The sequence below is a fragment of the Roseobacter sp. MH60115 genome (assembly GCF_015644665.1).
Lineage (GTDB): Bacteria > Pseudomonadota > Alphaproteobacteria > Rhodobacterales > Rhodobacteraceae > Roseobacter.
The window spans coordinates 826,481-844,603 of the sequence record NZ_JADOBQ010000002.1 but is presented as its reverse complement, the minus strand read 5'-3'; the positions used below and the strand labels follow the sequence as shown (position 1 = coordinate 844,603).

General features: G+C 62.7%; 17 protein-coding genes. 10 read left to right on the top strand and 7 right to left on the bottom strand.

The window, feature by feature from the left end:
- Positions 1-20: 20 nt before the first annotated feature.
- Positions 21-1,034 carry a hypothetical protein gene (locus ISX84_RS09770; RefSeq protein WP_195820136.1) on the top strand — a complete coding sequence of 338 codons (1,014 nt, stop codon included), beginning with the start codon at positions 21-23 and terminating at the stop codon, positions 1,032-1,034.
- Here the strand turns inward: ISX84_RS09770 and ISX84_RS09765 are convergent.
- The 6 genes from ISX84_RS09765 to ISX84_RS09740 form a co-directional block, all read right to left on the bottom strand.
- Positions 1,031-1,660, bottom strand: a complete 630-nt coding sequence (locus ISX84_RS09765; protein ID WP_195820135.1) for a hypothetical protein — start codon at positions 1,658-1,660, stop codon at positions 1,031-1,033. The genes ISX84_RS09770 and ISX84_RS09765 overlap by 4 nt on opposite strands.
- Positions 1,661-1,759: 99 nt before the next feature.
- Positions 1,760-2,392: a uracil phosphoribosyltransferase gene (upp, locus tag ISX84_RS09760; protein ID WP_195820134.1), complete on the bottom strand. Its 633-nt coding sequence runs from the start codon at positions 2,390-2,392 to the stop codon at positions 1,760-1,762.
- A 95-nt stretch (positions 2,393-2,487) separates the two neighbouring features.
- Positions 2,488-3,684: a phosphopentomutase gene (locus tag ISX84_RS09755; protein WP_195820133.1), complete on the bottom strand. Its 1,197-nt coding sequence runs from the start codon at positions 3,682-3,684 to the stop codon at positions 2,488-2,490.
- Positions 3,684-4,988, bottom strand: coding sequence for a thymidine phosphorylase (locus ISX84_RS09750; RefSeq protein ID WP_195820291.1), 1,305 nt, complete (start codon positions 4,986-4,988; stop codon positions 3,684-3,686). The genes ISX84_RS09755 and ISX84_RS09750 overlap by 1 nt, the downstream gene beginning before the upstream one ends.
- A gap of 5 nt (positions 4,989-4,993) precedes the next feature.
- Positions 4,994-5,383 (bottom strand): cytidine deaminase, encoded by a 390-nt coding sequence (locus tag ISX84_RS09745; RefSeq protein ID WP_195820132.1) that lies wholly within the window; start codon positions 5,381-5,383, stop codon positions 4,994-4,996.
- An 84-nt stretch (positions 5,384-5,467) separates the two neighbouring features.
- On the bottom strand, positions 5,468-6,553 hold the full coding sequence (locus ISX84_RS09740; RefSeq protein ID WP_195820131.1) for a cupin domain-containing protein: 1,086 nt from the start codon (positions 6,551-6,553) through the stop codon (positions 5,468-5,470).
- A gap of 184 nt (positions 6,554-6,737) precedes the next feature.
- Here ISX84_RS09740 and ISX84_RS09735 point away from each other — a divergent pair, with 184 nt between their 5' ends.
- The 6 genes from ISX84_RS09735 to ISX84_RS09710 all read left to right on the top strand — a co-directional run bounded on the left by ISX84_RS09735 (position 6,738) and on the right by ISX84_RS09710 (position 15,938).
- Positions 6,738-9,014 carry an NADP-dependent malic enzyme gene (locus ISX84_RS09735; protein ID WP_195820130.1) on the top strand — a complete coding sequence of 759 codons (2,277 nt, stop codon included), beginning with the start codon at positions 6,738-6,740 and terminating at the stop codon, positions 9,012-9,014.
- 352 nt (positions 9,015-9,366) lie between these two features.
- Positions 9,367-9,636: a hypothetical protein gene (locus ISX84_RS09730; RefSeq protein WP_195820129.1), complete on the top strand. Its 270-nt coding sequence runs from the start codon at positions 9,367-9,369 to the stop codon at positions 9,634-9,636.
- A 167-nt stretch (positions 9,637-9,803) separates the two neighbouring features.
- Positions 9,804-10,121 carry a hypothetical protein gene (locus tag ISX84_RS09725; protein ID WP_195820128.1) on the top strand — a complete coding sequence of 106 codons (318 nt, stop codon included), beginning with the start codon at positions 9,804-9,806 and terminating at the stop codon, positions 10,119-10,121.
- 74 nt (positions 10,122-10,195) lie between these two features.
- Positions 10,196-12,088: a propionyl-CoA synthetase gene (locus ISX84_RS09720; RefSeq protein WP_195820127.1), complete on the top strand. Its 1,893-nt coding sequence runs from the start codon at positions 10,196-10,198 to the stop codon at positions 12,086-12,088.
- 60 nt (positions 12,089-12,148) lie between these two features.
- Complete coding sequence (locus ISX84_RS09715) at positions 12,149-14,227, top strand: hydantoinase/oxoprolinase family protein (RefSeq protein WP_195820126.1); 2,079 nt, start codon at positions 12,149-12,151, stop codon at positions 14,225-14,227.
- 4 nt (positions 14,228-14,231) lie between these two features.
- Positions 14,232-15,938, top strand: coding sequence for a hydantoinase B/oxoprolinase family protein (locus tag ISX84_RS09710; RefSeq protein WP_195820125.1), 1,707 nt, complete (start codon positions 14,232-14,234; stop codon positions 15,936-15,938).
- A 198-nt stretch (positions 15,939-16,136) separates the two neighbouring features.
- Here ISX84_RS09710 and ISX84_RS09705 read toward each other — a convergent pair whose 3' ends face one another.
- Positions 16,137-16,346: a CsbD family protein gene (locus tag ISX84_RS09705; RefSeq protein WP_195820124.1), complete on the bottom strand. Its 210-nt coding sequence runs from the start codon at positions 16,344-16,346 to the stop codon at positions 16,137-16,139.
- 184 nt (positions 16,347-16,530) lie between these two features.
- Here ISX84_RS09705 and ISX84_RS09700 point away from each other — a divergent pair, with 184 nt between their 5' ends.
- From ISX84_RS09700 to ISX84_RS09690, 3 genes are read left to right on the top strand one after another with little or no spacing between them, the layout of a single operon-like run.
- Complete coding sequence (locus ISX84_RS09700) at positions 16,531-16,974, top strand: hypothetical protein (protein WP_195820123.1); 444 nt, start codon at positions 16,531-16,533, stop codon at positions 16,972-16,974.
- Positions 16,974-17,534 (top strand): hypothetical protein, encoded by a 561-nt coding sequence (locus ISX84_RS09695; RefSeq protein WP_195820122.1) that lies wholly within the window; start codon positions 16,974-16,976, stop codon positions 17,532-17,534. The genes ISX84_RS09700 and ISX84_RS09695 overlap by 1 nt, the downstream gene beginning before the upstream one ends.
- Positions 17,534-18,094 carry an SCO family protein gene (locus ISX84_RS09690; RefSeq protein WP_195820121.1) on the top strand — a complete coding sequence of 187 codons (561 nt, stop codon included), beginning with the start codon at positions 17,534-17,536 and terminating at the stop codon, positions 18,092-18,094. Before ISX84_RS09695 ends, ISX84_RS09690 begins: the two co-directional genes overlap by 1 nt.
- Positions 18,095-18,123: the final 29 nt, after the last annotated feature.

The window sequence follows — 18,123 nt, the reverse complement described above, 5'->3', positions numbered from 1 at the left end:
ACGAGCAGCAGATCACCGAAATGACCGCCCTCAAGAAATACGCCCGGCTGGAAGCCAGCGGCCTCTGGCGTGCGTCGCCGGAGGATCAGCGGCGCGAGGTGATCATCTCCATCGGTGACGCCACCCTGATGATCTCGGATCTGCAGGATCGGGCCATCACGCATTGGTCCTTGGCCGCCATCCAACGGGCCAATCCGGGAAAGCGCCCCGCGCTCTACCACCCTGATGGCGACACCGGCGAAACCCTGGAGTTGGGCGAAGACGAACACCATATGATCGATGCCATCGAAAAGCTGCGCCGCGCGGTGGAGCGGACGCGCCCCCGGCCCGGACGGCTGCGCTGGCTGGGCATGTCGCTGTCGATTGCGGCGGTTGTCGCGGTGGGGGTGTTCTGGGTGCCCCGCGCTCTGATCGACCACACGCTGGCGGTTGTGCCGGAGGTCAAACGCGTTGAGATCGGCGATGCCTTGTTGCGTCGGATCGAGCGGATGACCGGCCCCGCCTGTGCCGAACCCGCGGGGCTGCGAGCGCTGGCGACCTTCCGGGCGCGGCTTGGGGCGGACCGGATCAGCATCCTGCCCGGCACCGTTCAGACCAGCCTGCATCTGCCCGGGCGGCACATCCTGTTGAACCGCGCGCTGGTGGAAGACTTCGAGGAACCGGATGTGGCGGGCGGGTTTGCGCTGGTCGAGCAAAGCCTGTCCCGCGCGCGCGATCCCCTGCACGACCTGCTGGACGTCAGCGGGACCTGGGCCAGCTTTCAATTGCTCACCACCGGACAGCTGAAAAGCGAAATTCTGGACAGCTATGCCGAAACCCTGCTGACCCGCGACAGACCCGTTCCTTCGCCCGAAAGCCTCCTGCCTGTCTTTGCCGCGGCAAACCTGCGCAGCGCCCCCTACGCCTATGCCCGCGATATCACCGGCGAGACCGTGCTGCCCCTGATCGAAGCCGACCCGATGGCCGGCAAAGAGCCCAAGGCCCTTCTCAGCGACGCAGACTGGCTGCGCCTGCAAAACATCTGTGGTGGCTAGTCAATCAGCCTACTGGGCGAAGATTTGGTCCAGATCCGATGCATGTCTTCATGCCCTGCCAGCGATTGCTCGGCCCGGCGCGGGTTCAGACGATCATCCTCCCAGACCGATCGATAGCCTTTGGGTACTTTGACATTCTGCGTGTTCCGCCGTGCCTCAAAGACATGGCGCGGCAGCACGCGCGTGGTCGGCGTAACGCCTTTGGAGGCCGCAGTCGATGGCGTGACAACCGTGCCCACCAGGCTCGGCTCAGGCGCTCTTCGGGCCGAGGGTGTTCGGTTCGGTACGCCCGGGCGCGTGACGACCGGGGCAGATGCGGGATTGAGGACCAGCACTCTGCTGGACCCTTCGGCTGGCGCCTGCGGCGCCGGGGCGCGCACGGTGAAGGTGGGTTTTTGGCCACAGATCAGACGACGCTCCCGGGTGACACGCGGCACCCATTGCACGGCGTTGTCGACACCGGCCCGAATGAAGGCACAGCCTGCGCTGTCCACGTATTGACGGCCCGTATAACCGGCTGGGGGAAATTCCTTGGGCGCGACGGTTGTCTGCGCCTGAACACTCAGATCCCCGGTCGCCAAGGATGCGGCGGCCGCTAGAATCGCGACAAGTCTGGTAAGTCTCATCATTGCTCCCACAAGATACCGGGGGACGATGCCCGAAGAGCAAATTCAAAGCAAGGCTCGCCGCAGCCGTTTCCACGGCAGCTGTGGCATCTGTGATCTTTACTTGGTGCCGAACATCCGGTCACCGGCGTCGCCCAGACCCGGCACGATATAGCCGATGTCGTTCAGTTTCTCGTCCACTGCGGCGGTCACGATGGGAACATCCGGATGCGCCTCCTTCATGCGGGCAATCCCTTCGGGCGCTGCCAGCAGGCACAGGAAGCGAATGTTGGTCGCACCGGCTTTTTTCAGCAAATCGACCGCGGCCACGGATGAATTGCCGGTGGCCAGCATCGGGTCAACAGCAATGACCAGACGATCATCCAGCCCTTCGGGCACCTTGAAGTAGTATTGCACGGGCTGCAGCGTCTCTTCATCGCGGTAGAGGCCGACAAACCCTACGCGAGCGGAAGGGATCAGTTCCAACACCCCGTCAAGCAACCCGTTGCCTGCGCGCAGGATCGAGATCAGCGCGAGCTTCTTGCCATCCAGCGTCGGCGCATCCATCACCTGCATCGGTGTTTCGATCTGCTTGGTGGTCATCGGCAGGCCGCGCGTCACCTCATAGGCCAAGAGCTGGCTGATCTCGCGCAGCAACTGGCGGAAAACGGCGGTCGGCGTGCCCCTGTCGCGCATGATCGTCAGCTTGTGTTGCACCAGCGGATGGTCAACAACGGTCAGATGGTCGGTCATGGGGCACCTCTTTTTGAACCTGCTTCCGTTTAGACCCGAAGGCTGTCGGGCTGCAAGCAGGCGAGGCAAAATTGCTGGCCCGATCCCGCATCAGATCAGGTGGCAGGCACCGGCACACCCAGATGCTGCGCAACAAGGGTGGCGACGTCGCTGAACCCGATGTGCCCCAGAGCCTCGGTCCCCATGCCGGCGATCAGCACCGGTACCCGTTCGCGGGTGTGATCCGTGCCAACCCAGGTGGGATCGTTTCCATGATCCGCCGTGAAAACCATGATGTCCCCCTCCCGCAACTGGCCCAGCAGCTTGCCGACCTCGGCATCGAACCACTCCAGTGCCCGCGCGTACCCGGATACATCGCGCCGATGTCCATAGAGGCTGTCGAACTCGACAAAATTGGCAAAGACAAGGCTGCCCGGCTCCGCCGTCGCCATCAGACCGGCAAGATGCTGCATCAGCGCCTTGTCCGGCCCTTTCCGCACGCGGTCGATGCCCTGCATCGAAAAGATATCGCCGATCTTGCCGACGCCATAGACCTTGTGCCCAGCGTCCTGCACCCAATTGGTCAGCACGGGTTTCGGAGGTGCGATTGCAAAATCACGCCGGTTTGCAGTGCGGCGAAACCCGGTTTGCGGACTGCCAACGAAGGGGCGCGAAATCACGCGGCCCACGCGCATCTCATGTAGCGTCGGTGCGAGCGCTTCGCAGAGCGTCAGCAGCTTGTCCAACCCGAAGGCCTCTTCATGGGCTGCGATCTGGAACACGGAGTCCGCGGAGGTGTAGCAAATCGGGCGGCCCGTCTTGATATGCTCCGCGCCGTGTATCTCGATGATGGCGGTGCCCGATGCATGGCAATTGCCCAAAATACCATCTGCCTCGGCCAGCGCGATGGTCCTTTCGACCAGATCCGCCGGAAACGCAGGCTCTTTATCCGGGAAATAGTGCCAGTCCCAAGGCACCGGCACACCGGCCAGTTCCCAATGGCCGGACGGTGTGTCCTTGCCCTTCGAGACTTCGGTTGCGACCCCCCAGGTTCCCGTGGGCTCCTGCCCAAGACCCAAGGCGATCTGCCCGCTGGCCAGTTGTACGGCCCGCCCCAGGCCCAAGGCGTCCAGATTGCGCATCCGCAAGGGGCCAAGGCGCCCCTCGGCTGCCGCGCCCTGCGCACAGGCGCGCGCGATGTGGGCAACCGTATTTGCGCCCTCATCCGGAACGACGCCGTTGTAATAGAGCGCCGCGTCAGGCGCCCCACCGATCCCAACGGAATCCATCACAATCAGGAATGCGCGTGCCATCAACCTACTCTCTCTTTGATCAACGGCAGGGCCGCTGCGGCGGATGGGCCGATCATGATCGCCGCCCGCACCGCCGCCGCCGCCCTGTCCGCCGCATCAGGCCGTGCCGCGTGGACAACCGCCAATGGCTGGCCCTGCGCAATCTTGTCGCCCAGGCGCACCACCTGCCCCAAACCGACAGCAGGGTCAATCGTGTCGCTTTCCACCACGCGTCCGCCGCCCAGATCGACCACAACCATGCCCAATGCTTCGCCGTCTATGGCCGTGACATAGCCCGATGCGGGGGCTTTGACCTCGCGGATCACCGTCGCTTCGGGCAGGAAACGCGCCCAGTTCTCGACAAATCGAACAGGCCCGCCCATGGCCGCAATCATCCGCCCAAAGCGCTCTGCCGCGCGCCCGTCCTGCAACGCCGCCGTGATAGCATCCGTGCCCGCCTGCACGTCCTTTGCCAGCCCGGCATTGGCCAGCAAAACACCGCCAAGTGCTGCGGAAATCTCCACGAGGGGGCCGCTTGGGTCGACGGTCAGAACCCGCATCACCTCCGCCACTTCCAGCGCGTTGCCAAGGCTCGCAGCCAGCGGTTGGTTCATGTCGCTGATGACAGCCGTGGTCTTGCATCCGGCGGCATTGGCGGTTTCCACCAGCGCATTTGCAAGCGCACGGGCCGCGTCCATGTCCTTCATGAAGGCGCCGCTGCCGGTTTTCACATCCAGCACAAGACCTTCCAACCCGCCTGCCAGTTTTTTGGAGAGGATGGACGCAGTGATCAGATCAAGGCTGTCCACGGTCGATGTGACATCCCGCACCGCATAAAGCCGCTTGTCTGCGGGCGCGATATCCGCGCTGGCCCCGACGATCGCGCATCCGGCCTCGCCGACGACATCCCGAAAGCGCGCCTCGTCCAGTTGCGTGGTGACGCCGGGGATCGCGTCGAGTTTATCCAGCGTTCCGCCGGTGTGGCCCAGACCCCGGCCCGAGATCATCGGCACAAAGGCGCCACAGGCGGCCAGCGCGGGCGCCAGAACCAGGGACACGCAGTCCCCGACACCGCCGGTGGAGTGTTTATCGACCACCGGCCCGTCGAGTTGCCACGCCAGCACGCGCCCACTGTCGCGCATGGCCAATGTCAACGCGACCCGCGCCGCGTCACTGAGCCCACGCACGCAAACACCCATGGCAAAGGCCCCGGCCTGCGCGTCACTCACCGATCCATCGGCCAGACCATCAGCGAGCCAGACCAGGTGTTCCTTCTGCAAGGCCTCGCCATGCCGCAATCGGGTCAGGATGTTGCGCGCGGTCAGCAGGCTCATGTCTCCATATGCGCCGCGTTGAACACGCCCGGCAAAAGCTCTGCAACCGTCGTGACCTGCTCCACGCCGCTGGTGGTCGCCATGGTGACGCGGGTGGTGCCCTGAGCGAATTCCGCCAGTTTCTGACGGCAGCCGCCACAGGGGGTCACGGGCATCGGCGATCCCGCAATCACATAGGCTTCGGTCAGCGCCGTCTCGCCCGCAGCAACCATTGCAGCAATGGCGCCAGCCTCCGCACAGGTCCCTTCGGGATAGGCGACATTCTCCACATTGCAGCCGACGTAAATGGTGCCCGACTGCGCCCGGATCGCCGCACCGACCTTGAAATTCGAGTAAGGCGCATGCGCGTTCTCGCGCACCGCGTTTGCTGCCTCTTTGAGGGACATCGACAAAGCTCTCCTCACCATCGTTCGGCCCGCAGGGTGTCCTCAGTTGCACAGGTTTGCAAGGGCTCAGCGTGGTTTTCTATGCTATCCCACCGTCGTCCGAAACACGCCCGGCAGGGAGACTTCGAGCAGTTCCACGTCGTCGGAGGGGTCGGCATAGCGTGTTTTCATCCCCGGCGGGATCACGAATGCATCACCTGCTTCCAGCGCGTGAGGCGCGCGCCCGTCACCTTCCAGCACCATGCGCCCCTCCATGACAAAGGTGAAAAGGATATCGCTATCGTGCCGCGTCCACGCGCCGTCACCGCCCGCCTTGCGCACCACATGTACCCCGGCGACGTTTTCCGTGTGCTCGGCGATGGTCGTGTCCCGGCTCTGGAAGCCCGGCACGCGGAACGGCTGCCACCGGGCATGCTCCGCCTTGTGGTGCACAAACCGCTGACCCTGAAACACCCGGTCCGGGTTCGCAGGCCCGTTCGGCAACTCCATCTCGTGATCAATGGTCGTGACATGTTCGGCTGGTACCCCGATCTCGATGACCTCGATGTTGTCGGAGGCATAAAGCACCCGGTGGCGGATTTCCGGTGGTTGGATCACGCAATTGCCCGCATGCAGGCGAAACGGCTCCCCCTGGTCTTCGTAAACCAGATCAACCCAACCCCGGTAACAGAAGATCAGCTGAAACCCGACCGTGTGATAATGCACCATGTCCGGCACCGGTCCACCGTCCGGAATGCGGATGTGGCTGGCGATAATAGACCCGCCGAGCCGGTTGGGGATCAGATCGCGGTAGTGCATACCCGCGCGCCCGATCACCCAGGGCGCCTGATCCGCCAATCGGCGCACGACAAAGCTGTGCACGGTGTCCGGCATCACCAAAGGCTCCTTCAGCGGGCGGATTTCGATGCGCGTGCCATTCGGCGCCGTCAGGTTCGTCCGACCCTCGGCAAAGTCTTTCGGATCATCTGTCAGAATGCGCAACACGCCGGGCGAGACGTCAGCATCCTTTTGCACCCGGACGCGCAGCCCGTGGCCGCAAAAGACGGCGACGGTTGGATCATCTGCCGGATAGATCATCTCCATGCGCATCCCCAACACCTTGGTGAAAAAGGGAATATCCTCGCGCAATTCATGTGTCGGCAGCAATACTTCAGCCCTTGTCTCGCTCATCTCATCCTCACAATCGTCGCGGCAACCTGCGCCCGGTGCCTTGATTTGACAAGCCACCCCACCTTCTTCTGGCCAAAAATATCCGGGGAGCTCGAGGGGCAACGCCCCTCGTTAAATCAGCACCTTGGCCCCTGCGGCCAACTGGTTTAACACTAAACTATCCCGGGGAGAAGGCAGGCAGATCATGAGCGACACCACCAACTTGCGCCAGGCGGCGCTGGACTACCACGAACACCCCAAACCGGGAAAACTCGAAATCCGCGCCACCAAGCCGCTGGCGAACGGTCGCGATCTGGCCCGCGCCTATTCTCCCGGGGTGGCCGAAGCCTGCCTTGAGATCAAGGCCGATCCCTCAACCGCCGCCCGCTACACCGCACGCGGCAATCTGGTGGCGGTGGTCAGCAACGGTACCGCGGTGCTGGGGCTTGGCAACATCGGTGCGCTGGCCTCCAAGCCGGTGATGGAAGGCAAGGCGGTGCTCTTCAAGAAATTCGCCTCCATCGATTGCTTTGATATCGAGGTCGACGAAACAGACCCGGAAAAACTCGCCGATATCGTCTGCGCGCTGGAGCCTTCTTTCGGGGCGATTAATCTCGAAGACATCAAGGCGCCCGACTGTTTCACGGTCGAACGCATTTGCCGCGAACGCATGAACATTCCCGTCTTTCATGACGATCAGCATGGCACCGCCATCGTCGTTGGCGCGGCTGTGAAAAATGCCCTGCATGTATCGGGCAAGTCCTTTGAGGACATCAAGATCGTCTCGACCGGCGGCGGCGCGGCAGGCATCGCCTGCCTGAACATGCTGCTGAAACTTGGCGTGAAACGTGAAAACATCTGGCTCTGCGATATCCACGGGCTCGTCTATGACGGGCGCGAGGTGGATATGAATCCCTCCAAGTCTGAATTTGCGCAAAGCTCCGATCTGCGCACCCTAGAAGACGTCATCCCCGGCGCCGATCTCTTTCTGGGTCTCTCCGGGCCGGGCGTGCTGACGCCTGAGATGGTCAAGCAGATGACCGACCGGCCGATCATCTTTGCCCTTGCCAATCCGACGCCGGAAATCCTGCCCGATCTGGCCCGCGAGGTTGCGCCCGATGCGATCATTGCCACGGGCCGAAGCGATTTTCCCAATCAGGTCAACAACGTGCTGTGTTTTCCCTTCATCTTCCGGGGCGCGCTGGATGTAGGCGCCACCACGATCAATGACGAAATGGAACTGGCCTGTATCGACGGGATTGCCGAGCTTGCGCGCGCCACCACCTCTGCCGAGGCCGCCGCTGCTTATCAGGGTGAAGAACTGACCTTCGGGGCCGACTACCTGATCCCCAAGCCCTTCGATCCGCGACTGGTCAGCGTTGTCTCCTCTGCCGTGGCGCGGGCGGCGATGGAAACCGGGGTGGCCACGCGGCCCATCGAAGACCTGGATGCCTACCGGCAGAAACTCGACGGCTCCGTGTTCAAATCCGCCCTGCTGATGCGCCCGGTGTTTCAGGCGGCCCGCAGCACACCGCGCCGCATCGTCTTTGCCGAAGGCGAGGATGAACGCGTGCTGCGCTGCGCCCAGGCGATGCTGGAGGAAACCACCGAACGCCCCATTCTCATCGGGCGCCCGGAGGTCATCGAGACGCGACTGGACCGCGCCGGCCTGACCATCCGGCTGGGCAAGGACGTCGATCTGGTGAACCCCGAAAACGACCCGCGCTACCGGGACTACTGGGAGACCTACCACGAGCTCATGTCCCGGCGCGGTGGCACGCCGGACATCGCCCGCGCGATCATGCGCACCAATACCACCGCCATTGGCGCGGTGATGGTGCACCGCGAAGAGGCCGACAGCCTGATCTGCGGCACCTTCGGCGAGTTCAGCTGGCATCTGAACTACCTGACCCAGATCCTTGGCCGGGACGATCTGCGCCCTGTCGGGGCGCTGTCGATGATGATCCTCGAAGATGGGCCTCTCTTTGTCGCCGACACGCAGGTGCACCTGCATCCTGACCCCGAGCAGATCGCCGAGATCGCCATCGGGGCCGCGCGCCACGTGCGCCGCTTTGGCATCGAGCCGCGGATCGCCTTCTGCTCACAATCGCAATTCGGCAACCGCGGCGACGGCACCGGCGGGCGCCTGCGGGCGGCCATCAGGCTGCTGGATTCCCAAGGTCACGACTTCTGCTACGAAGGCGAGATGAACATCGACACCGCGCTCGATCCGGAGCTGCGCGCGCGCATCCTGCCCGGCAATCGCATGCCGGAGGGGGCAGCCAATGTGTTGGTCTTCGCCCATGCCGATGCGGCCTCGGGCGTGCGTAACATCTTGAAAATGAAAGGCGGCGGGCTCGAGGTTGGACCGATCCTGATGGGCATGGGCAACCGGGCCCATATCGTCTCGCCCTCGATCACGGCGCGGGGATTGCTGAACATGTCGGCAATCGCGGGCACGCCTGTGGCTCACTACGGCTGACCCCTGTCGACGCGGCGGGCTTTCGGAGACAGGTAATTCTGCAAGGAATGCGTCAGCGGGCGTACAGTCGCGCGCTTTTGAAGCGGACCGAAAACTGCACCCAGAGTGATGCACTCTGGGCGCTGGATGTTTGCGCGATCTAAGCCGTGGCGACCATCGGTGGCGACCCGCTCTTGGCCAGAACCTTGCGCTCAAAGAGCCCGCGTGAAAGGCGCGCGCTCTGCGCCAGTCACGTATCCCCACGCTTGGGTCACGAGGACGCGCATGGGTTGAATTCCGACCGCGAAGTCACATCTCATTTTCACGTCGGTGCAGAAAGTGCCGGTATTTTAGTTCAGAAGGAAATTATCCGGTGTCTCGCAAATTGCGTTTTTCACCCGCCCTCTCCGTGCTCGCCGTTGGGGCCTGTGCCACCGTTGCCGAAGAGCGGCTCAGCTCGATTGTCGTTGACGACGAGAGCTATGTCCTGCGCACCCGGGTGATCGAAACCGAAAACGGCTCCTTCGAAACGACAAGCGCCCGTGTCCGAGGCAAGTATTTCATCTGCAAGATCGACAGCCCCGGCGACTGCGAAGCTGCCGTGCGGCGCGGCAAGGAATCCAATATCTTCGACCGGGACTAATTCTGATCCCAACCGGCGGGCCATCGTGCCACGCGCCTGTCACGCGCGATCACTAGCCTTCCAGATCCTGCAACAATTCGCGCAGCGGCGCGCGCATCTTCCTAGATCGATACGGTAAGGCCCGGCATCCCCCAGAGGCCGCGCCGCCATTGATACAGGAGAATTCCATGAAACACTTCCCCTTACCCGCTGTCATCCTCGGTGCGGCAGTCGCGCTCAGCGCCTCGACCGCCTTTGCGGCCACACAATCCAGCACGGTGACCGTTCACGGTCGTGACTATGAAACCATCATTCGCGAATTCCAGCAGCGCGGCGGCACCGTGCTGACCGGCGAGGTGCGCGTCTATAATCGCAGCTGGGGGTGCAACCCGCTCGCGCCCGGCGATTGTGAAGATGTGGTGCAGCGCGTCCTCAACGCCGACTCGATCAGCACCAATGGCGGGGTCAACGCCAGCCCGATCCGTGAAATAATCGGAAAGCGTTAGCCCTCACATACTTGCTCTCCCCCGCACCTTGGGCGTAACCATGGCGCCGATACGGTTCAGGGGGAGACTAATCGATGACATACCGCGCCACCTATGACGCCAGCATGGCAGATCCCGAAGGTTTCTGGATGCAGGCGGCGGATGCCATTGACTGGATGAAACCGCCCAGCAAAGCCTTGTTTGATCGCGGAGACCATCTTTATGAATGGTTCGCCGACGGGATGACCAATGGCTGCTACAACGCGGTGGACCGCCATGTCGAAAACGGCCGTGGCGATCAACCCGCAATCATCCACGACAGCCCGATCACCGGCACGAAATCCACCCTCACCTACGCGGAGCTGCAGACCCGTGTCGCATCCCTGGCCGGTGCGCTGGCGGCCCAGGGCGTGACCAAAGGCGACCGCGTCATCATCTACATGCCGATGGTGCCCGAGGCATTGGAGGCGATGCTGGCCTGCGCGCGCATCGGTGCCATCCATTCGGTGGTTTTCGGCGGGTTTGCGGCAAACGAACTGGCCGTGCGGATCGACGATTGCCAGCCCAAGGCCATCCTCGCCGCCTCCTGCGGGTTGGAGCCGGGGCGTGTGATCCACTACAAACCCCTGCTGGACGGCGCGATCGAGATCGCCGCGCACAAGCCGGACGTCTGCCTTATCCTGCAACGGGAGCAGGAACGCGCCACGCTGATCGAGGGGCGTGATCTTGACTGGCATGCCGCGCAGAACGGCGTTGCGCCCGCCGATTGCGTCCCGGTGGAGGGCAACCATCCCGCCTATATCCTCTACACCTCCGGCACGACCGGCGCGCCCAAGGGCGTGGTGCGGGCCACCGGCGGGCATCTGGTGGCACTGCACTGGACGATGAAGAATATCTACAACGTCGACCCGGGCGATGTGTTCTGGGCCGCCTCCGATGTGGGCTGGGTCGTGGGCCACAGCTACATCTGCTACGGCCCCCTGATCCACGGCAACACCACCATCGTCTTTGAGGGCAAGCCCGTGGGCACACCGGATGCGGGCACCTTCTGGCGCGTGATCGAAGAGCACAAGGTGCGCAGCTTTTTCACCGCCCCCACGGCCATTCGCGCCGTGAAACGCGAAGACCCCAAGGGCGAATACAAGGCGAAATACGACCTCTCGGGCCTGCGTGCGCTCTATCTTGCGGGGGAACGTGCCGATCCCGATACCATCGAATGGGCGCAGGACCTGCTGGGTGTCCCGGTTTACGATCACTGGTGGCAGACGGAAACCGGCTATACCATCGCGGGCAATCCCGCAGGGCTGGAGGCATTGCCTGTCAAGGTGGGCTCTCCCACGGTCGCCATGCCGGGCTATGACGTGCAAATCCTTGACGAAGCCGGACATCCGCAAGAACCAGGCGAGCTTGGCGCCATCGCAATCAAGCTGCCGCTGCCCCCCGGCACGCTGCCCACGCTCTGGAACGCGACGGACCGGTTCCGCAAAAGCTATCTGACCACCTTCCCCGGCTACTATGAAACCGGCGACGCGGGCATGATGGACGCGGATGGTTATCTCTACATCATGGCGCGCACCGATGACGTGATCAATGTCGCGGGCCACCGGCTCAGCACTGGCGCGATGGAAGAAGTCCTTGCAGGGCACCCGGATGTGGCGGAATGTGCCGTGGTCGGCGTCTCCGATCCTCTCAAGGGGCAATCACCCTTGGGTCTGTTGTGCCTGACCAACGGCGTGAACCGCCCGCACGGTGAGATCACGGGCGAATGCGTCAAACTGGTACGCGAAAAGATCGGCCCGGTGGCTGCTTTCAAGAACGCCCTGGTCGTGGACCGCCTGCCCAAGACACGGTCCGGCAAGATCCTGCGGGCCACGGTTGTGAAAATCGCGGACAATCAAGAGTTCAAGATGCCCGCGACAATCGATGATCCGGCCATTCTGGATGAAATCCGCACGGCCCTGCAGACCATCGGATATGCCAAGGGATAATGCCGACGCCACCAGGCCCGCTGGCCGAGGACACAGATCAATCGTGAAAAGGACCCCCACATGTCAAAGACCTCCGTCAGGCTGGGCGTCGATATCGGCGGGACTTTTACGGATGTGGTGCTGGAAGTCGCGGATCAGTCCTTTTCCACCAAGGTCCTGACAACTTATGCCGCCCCCGAAAACGCGATTATCGCGGGCATGCATCAGGTCTGTGCCAAGGCGGGCATCTCCCCCGACCAGATCGATCAGATCATCCACGGCACCACGCTGGCCACCAATGCGCTGATCGAAAGGCGTGGGGCAAAGACCGCGCTGATCACCACCGAAGGGTTCCGCGATGTCATTGAAATGCGCACCGAATCCCGGTTCGAGCAATATGACCTAAACCTCACGCTGCCTGAACCGCTGCTGCCACGCCAGCGCCGCTATACGCTGTTGGAACGGGTGGATGCGCGTGGCGGCGTGCTGATCCCGCTGGACCGATCCCAGGTGGAAACCCTGGCGGATCAGATCGGTGAGGCGGGCTATGACAGCGTTGCTGTGGGCCTGATCCATTCCTATCTCAACGACGCCCACGAACGTATGATCCGCGAGGTTCTGGCCGAAAAACTGCCCGACGTAATGGTGTCGCTCTCCTGCGAAGTCAGCCCGCAGATGCGGGAGTACGAGCGTTTCAACACCACCGTCGCCAATGCCTATATCAAGCCGCTGATGAAATCCTACCTTGGCCGTCTCAAAGGCCGCCTGCGCGATGAAGGCGCAGATTGTGATGTCTTTTTGATGCATTCGGGCGGCGGCATCATCTCGCTGGAAAGTGCGGCTGAATTTCCGGTGCGGCTGGTGGAATCCGGGCCGGCAGGTGGTGCTGTCTTTGCCGCCCATATCGCCGCGCGCTACGGGCTTGAGAAGGTGCTGAGCTTTGACATGGGCGGAACAACCGCCAAGATTTGCCTGATCAAGAACCAGACCCCGAAAACCTCGCGCGTCTTTGAGGTGGCCCGCACCTACCGGTTCAAGAAAGGCTCCGGCATGCCGATTTCCATCCCGGTGATCGACATGGTGGAGATCGGCGCGGGCGGCGGTTCCCTTGCGCATGTGGATGCGCTGCGCCAAATCCGTGTCGGCCCCGAAAGCGCGGGGTCGGAACCGGGCCCGGCCTGTTACGGGCGCGGCGGTGAGAAACCTGCGGTGACGGATGCCGATCTGGTGTTGGGCAGGCTCGACCCGGACACATTCGCCGGAGGCGCGATCCAGCTTCACGCCGACCGCGCCGAAGCGGCCTTGCGCACCCATCTTGGCGCGGACCTTGAAATGGATGCCCCCACCGCCGCCTTCGGGCTGGCCGAAGTGGTCGATGAAAACATGGCCAACGCCGCCCGCGTGCATGCGGTGGAAAACGGCGAGGATCTCAGCGAATACACCATGATCGCCTTTGGCGGCGCGGCCCCTTTGCACGCAGGCAGGCTCTGCGAAAAGCTGGGCGTAGATCGGTTGCTGGTTCCGCCCGGGGCGGGTGTCGGCTCCGCCATCGGCTTCCTGCGCGCGCCCTTCAGCTTCGAGGCGAACCGTTCCGTCTATATGAAACTCTCGGATTTCGACGCCGCCAAAATCAAGGGGCTGCTGTCTGACCTCAAGGCTGAGTCCGAAGGGTTTGTGCGCAGCTGCGATGCCCGGAGCGACATTCTTTGCGAATTCAAGGTCTACATGCGCTACACAGGCCAAGGCTGGGAAATCCCCATCGTTCTCAGCGCCGCACAGGCCATGGCCCCGGAGGCGGAAACCTTCAAGACACTGTTTGAGCAGGACTATACCAAGCTTTTTGGCCGCACCGTCGCAGGCCTCGACATCGAAATCACCGTCTGGTCGGTGAATGCCACAACACCGCCCGACCCTGTTCTACGCGAAGAGACCACATCCGGCACCCTGCAAGCGCCTGTCGACGCGGAGCGCCAGATGTTTGATCCGGCACAGGCTGCCTTCTTGACCACGTCGGTGGTTCAGCGTGCCGCAATGACCGTGGGCGCAGAGGTTGCAGGCCCCGCCGCCATCACCGAAGACGAGACCACCATCATCGTGCCCGAAAGCCGGCGCGCGATCCGCCAGCCTGACGGCTGCATTGACGTGATCCGGAAAGGATGAACGCATGACACAGCCTTCGAATGTCGCCTATCAGGTCATGTGGAACCGGTTGATTTCGGCGGTGGAGGAACAGGCGCAGGCTTTGGTACGCACGGCCTTTTCCACTTCTGTGCGCGAGGCCGGTGATCTCTCTGCCGGGGTCTATGACACGCAGGGCCGGATGCTGGCGCAGGCCGTCACCGGCACCCCCGGCCATGTGAACGCCATGGCCGACGCGGTGGCGCATTTCATCCGGCGCATCGGGCGGCAGAATATTTTCCCAGGCGATGTCTATATCACCAATGACCCCTGGGAGGGCACCGGGCACCTGCATGACATCACCATGGTCACCCCCTCCTTTCACAACGACGTGCTGGTGGGTTTCTTTGCCTGCACCGCCCACGTGGTGGATATCGGCGGGCGCGGCTTTGGCGCAGATGCCAACAGCGTCTACGAGGAAGGTCTCTATCTGCCGATTATGAAATTCGCCGAAAGGGGCACCGTGGACGAGACCATGATCCGCATCATTCGCGGCAATGTGCGCGAGCCCGATCAGCTGGTTGGTGACATCTACGCGCTGGCCAGTTGCAACGAGATCGGGCACCGCCGCCTGACGGCGATGATGGCGGAGTTTGGCCTCGACAATCTGGATGGCATCGCCGGGTACATTCTGGAGAACTCCCGCCGCGCGACGCTGGAACGCATCAACGCCCTGCCCCATGCCGAGGCCAGCGGCGAAATGACGGTAGACGGGTTTGACACGCCGATCACACTGCGCGTTCAGCTGAGCATCGAGAAAGACCGCATCCTGTCGGATTTCGACGGCACCACAGGCCTCGACAAGAAAGGCATCAACTGCCCGCTGGTCTATACCAAGGCCTATGCCTGCTACGCGCTGAAATGTGCCATCGCGCCGGAAATTCCCAACAACGCGGCCTCGCTTGCGCCCTTTGAGGTCACCGCACCGGAAAACAGCATCGTGCATGCGCTGCACCCCGCGCCCGTCGCCCTGCGCCATATCGTGGGGCATTTCGTGCCGGATGTGGTCTATGCAGCACTTGACCAGATCCTGCCCGGCGTGGTGCCCGCCGAAGGGGCCGGGTGCCTGTGCAACTTTCAGGTCTCCCTGCGCCCGCGCAGCGATGCGCCTGCCCCGGCGGATGCCGTCCGCTCCGAAGTGCTGACGTTCAATTCGGGCGGGTCCGGCGCGCGGCCAGCGCATGACGGGCTGAACGCGACCGCCTTTCCCTCGGGCGTGATGACCATGCCGATCGAGGCCACGGAACACGCGGGGCCGGTGATCATCTGGCGCAAGGAGTTGCGCCCCGATTCAGGCGGCCTTGGCACCTATCGCGGCGGGCTTGGTCAGGTGATGGAGGTCGGCGCGCGTGACGGACACGAGTTCGACATCTCAGCCATGTTCGACCGCGTGGATCACCCCGCCCGCGGCAGACGCGGTGGCACGGCAGGTGCCCCGACGACCATTGCGCAGGATGACGGCACGCCCATGCGCGGCAAGGGCAAACAATTCATACCCCACGACCGCCGCGTGCAAATGGCGTTTCCGGGCGGCGCGGGCTATGGCGACCCACAGGCGCGGGACAAATCGCTGGTCCGCCGGGATCTGCTGCGCGGCTATATCTCGCCCGAAACGGCGCGAGATGCCTACGGTATGAGCGAGGCCGACATCGCAAGGATCGAAACCGCGCGCAAAAGCGGTGACGAGCGCTAGAGCCCACAAAGCTCATCAACGAGCGGGCAAAAGCGACGGCAGAAACGAAAGGGGCTCTGGCAACGGCGAGCGGCAGCGGCATGCCCGGCAGAACATCCGGGTGGATGGCGGCGTTACCCGCTCCGTCTGATACCGGATGTAAAAAGGCGACCCCCTTATGGGAGCCGCCCTTTAAAAAATCAGTCGCGACGAGGTAAATTACGCGGCTGACTTATGCTCTGCGATGAAGGCGTCGATCTGGCGCTCGGCTTCATCCTTGGCCACGCCGTAGCGCTCCTGAATGAGCCCGGCAAGGCGCGTGCGGTCGCCCTCGGCCTGATCGATCTCATCGTCGGTCAACTCGCCCCACTTGGACTGAACCTGACCCTTCATCTGTTTCCAGTTGCCTTTGATAATGTCCCAGTTCATTGGTCTCTCCTTTATCTGTCGAAATCGTTGAACCAAGCACATGCGCATCACATGCTCTTGCCAAGCCAACACACGTCTTTGCAATTGGTTCCCCAAAAAAGTGATCGATGTGGTGGATTTCCGCCGTTGATCGAAAAAGAGCCTGCTCGTAGGCTTCCGGCACAAGAACCGGAGGAATTGCCGCATGCGCCTAATGTTATCCCTGCTCTTATCCAGCCTCGCACTGCCCGGTTGGGCCGCGGAGGGCACCCGCATTCAGGTAACCGGAGAGATCATAGACACCTGGTGCTATTATTCCGGCGTGATGGGCGGGCCTGACGCGGTTGTGGGGTCGGCGCATCATACCTGCGCGCTGTGGTGTTCGGCTGGGGGTATCCCCGTGGGTCTGCTGGCCGAGGATGGCACTGTCTATACGGTTTTGAAGATTGCACAGGATGCAGGATCGGCGAGTGGTGACACCCAGCTCAGCCTTGCGGCCCACACGGTGACAGCCGACGGGATGCTCTATGAACGCGACGGGTTGAAGTATCTCGTCGTCAGCGAGGTGGTCAGCGATATGGATATCGTGAACCCGACCCACGAAGATTACGGCACCGTGCCGCCCTTCTCATTCCCGGAGCCGAAGTGATGCGCAACCTGATTTTAATTTTCGCCCTGACCGCCAGCCCGCTGACGGCGCAGAATTTCTCCGAAGGATCGGAGGCCAAGACCTGGAACCTCTATGCCGAAGTGCCCGCCCGGTTCGAGGCCAAGGTGGTGGATGTGCTCTGTGAATTGACCGGCGATTGCACGGATGACTGCGGTGCGGGGGCGCGCCAACTGGGGCTTGTGCGGTCCGTTGACAATGTCATGGTTCTGCCCATGAAGAACTCGCAGCCCGCGTTCACAGGTGCCGCCGAAGAGCTGGCCCCGTTCTGCAATCAGGTGATAGAGGTCGATGGCCTGATGATCGAGGATGAGGATCTGGGCGCCAGCAACATCTATCTGGTGCAGCGCATCAAAGCCGGGGATGCCGATTGGATCAAGGCCAACACCTGGACCAAGAAATGGGCTCAGAAATATCCTGAAGCCAAGGGCAAGGGCCCCTGGTTCCGCCGCGATCCTCGGGTGAAGGATGTGATCGCCTCCGAGGGGTATCTGGGCCTGGGTCTTGAGGCGGATGACACCTACGCCGAAGAAAACTTCTGATGCGCGCGGCGTTTTGGGTCACGACCTGCCTGGCCACCGGCGCCATGGCAGAGGCCCCACCGCTGCCGTTTGACCTCGGCGGGCCATTTGCGCTGACCAATCAATATGGCGAGACCCGGACGCAGGCCGACCCGGACGGACGCGCGCAGCTGTTGTTTTTCGGATATGCCAATTGCCTGAACATCTGCTCCGCGGCACTGCCGCTGATGGCCGATGTGGTGGACGCGCTGGCCGATGAGGGGTTTGCTGTGACCCCGGTGATGATCACCGTCGCCCCGGATCAGGATCAGGTGGAGACGATGGGCGCGCCGCTGGCCGAAATCCATCAGGACTTTATCGGGCTGACGGGCGATAAGATGGCGCTACAGACGGCCTATGATGCGTTTTCCGTAGAGGTCGAGCCGCTGTTTCAGGACCCCGAATATGGCTGGATCTATGCGCACGGCAGCTTTGTGCATTTGCTGGATGGATCCGGGGAGCTGTTGACCCTTCTGCCGCCCATTCTGGATGCCGCGCGCACCACCGACATTATACGCGGGTATCTGCCCCCCCGCGGGTAAGGGGGCCAGCCCCCGCCTGAGCCTTTGGC

What these genes read in the sequence shown, in the direction of transcription:
- ISX84_RS09710 (WP_195820125.1), top strand. Translation starts at nt 14,232, where the DNA reads ATGACACAGCCTTCGAATGTCGCCTATCAGGTCATGTGGAACCGGTTG.
- ISX84_RS09720 (WP_195820127.1), top strand. Translation starts at nt 10,196, where the DNA reads ATGACATACCGCGCCACCTATGACGCCAGCATGGCAGATCCCGAAGGT.
- ISX84_RS09765 (WP_195820135.1), bottom strand. Translation starts at nt 1,660, where the DNA reads ATGAGACTTACCAGACTTGTCGCGATTCTAGCGGCCGCCGCATCCTTG.
- ISX84_RS09745 (WP_195820132.1), bottom strand. Translation starts at nt 5,383, where the DNA reads ATGTCCCTCAAAGAGGCAGCAAACGCGGTGCGCGAGAACGCGCATGCG.
- ISX84_RS09740 (WP_195820131.1), bottom strand. Translation starts at nt 6,553, where the DNA reads ATGAGCGAGACAAGGGCTGAAGTATTGCTGCCGACACATGAATTGCGC.
- ISX84_RS09695 (WP_195820122.1), top strand. Translation starts at nt 16,974, where the DNA reads ATGCGCAACCTGATTTTAATTTTCGCCCTGACCGCCAGCCCGCTGACG.
- ISX84_RS09715 (WP_195820126.1), top strand. Translation starts at nt 12,149, where the DNA reads ATGTCAAAGACCTCCGTCAGGCTGGGCGTCGATATCGGCGGGACTTTT.
- ISX84_RS09755 (WP_195820133.1), bottom strand. Translation starts at nt 3,684, where the DNA reads ATGGCACGCGCATTCCTGATTGTGATGGATTCCGTTGGGATCGGTGGG.
- upp (WP_195820134.1), bottom strand. Translation starts at nt 2,392, where the DNA reads ATGACCGACCATCTGACCGTTGTTGACCATCCGCTGGTGCAACACAAG.
- ISX84_RS09705 (WP_195820124.1), bottom strand. Translation starts at nt 16,346, where the DNA reads ATGAACTGGGACATTATCAAAGGCAACTGGAAACAGATGAAGGGTCAG.
- ISX84_RS09770 (WP_195820136.1), top strand. Translation starts at nt 21, where the DNA reads ATGACCGCCCTCAAGAAATACGCCCGGCTGGAAGCCAGCGGCCTCTGG.
- ISX84_RS09690 (WP_195820121.1), top strand. Translation starts at nt 17,534, where the DNA reads ATGCGCGCGGCGTTTTGGGTCACGACCTGCCTGGCCACCGGCGCCATG.
- ISX84_RS09735 (WP_195820130.1), top strand. Translation starts at nt 6,738, where the DNA reads ATGAGCGACACCACCAACTTGCGCCAGGCGGCGCTGGACTACCACGAA.
- ISX84_RS09725 (WP_195820128.1), top strand. Translation starts at nt 9,804, where the DNA reads ATGAAACACTTCCCCTTACCCGCTGTCATCCTCGGTGCGGCAGTCGCG.
- ISX84_RS09700 (WP_195820123.1), top strand. Translation starts at nt 16,531, where the DNA reads ATGCGCCTAATGTTATCCCTGCTCTTATCCAGCCTCGCACTGCCCGGT.